The 375-nt window shown below is 44.0% G+C and carries 1 protein-coding gene; it reads left to right on the top strand.

Features of this window, described 5'->3' with window-relative positions; translation table 11 throughout:
* Nucleotides 1-375: hypothetical protein (locus PUR61_RS45415; protein WP_329880164.1), on the top strand; the 375-nt coding region annotated here is incomplete at both ends.

The following is a 375-nucleotide window of genomic DNA, read 5'->3' as shown; positions in this document are numbered from 1 at the left end:
TTGTTTTTTTTTTTTTTGTGGGGGTTGTTGTGGGCGTGGGGTTTTTTTGTTGCTGTTTTTTTTGTTTTAGTGGGGGTGCGGGGGGGGGGTTTTCGGGTGGGGGGGGATCTGTTTTTTTATCTTTTTGGTTTGGTTGGGGATGAGAAGATGTTTTTGGGGTGTGTGTTGTTGTTTTTTTTTCTCTTGTTTCAGGGTTTGGTTAATATTTTTGTTTTAGGGGTGGCCCTGGGGTTAGTGGGGGAATTTGGTGTTATGTGTTTTGTTTGCATTTTTTGGTTGGTGTTGGGTTTTGGGTGTTGTTTTGTCTTGTGTTGTTGGGTGGGGTGGGTGGGTGTGTTTTTTTGGTGTAGTTGTTTTTTTTTGGGCGCCGCCCCC

Source organism: Streptomyces sp. BE20 (genome assembly GCF_036322525.1).
Taxonomy (GTDB): domain Bacteria; phylum Actinomycetota; class Actinomycetes; order Streptomycetales; family Streptomycetaceae; genus Kitasatospora.
This window is presented reverse-complemented; position numbering and strand designations above follow the sequence as displayed.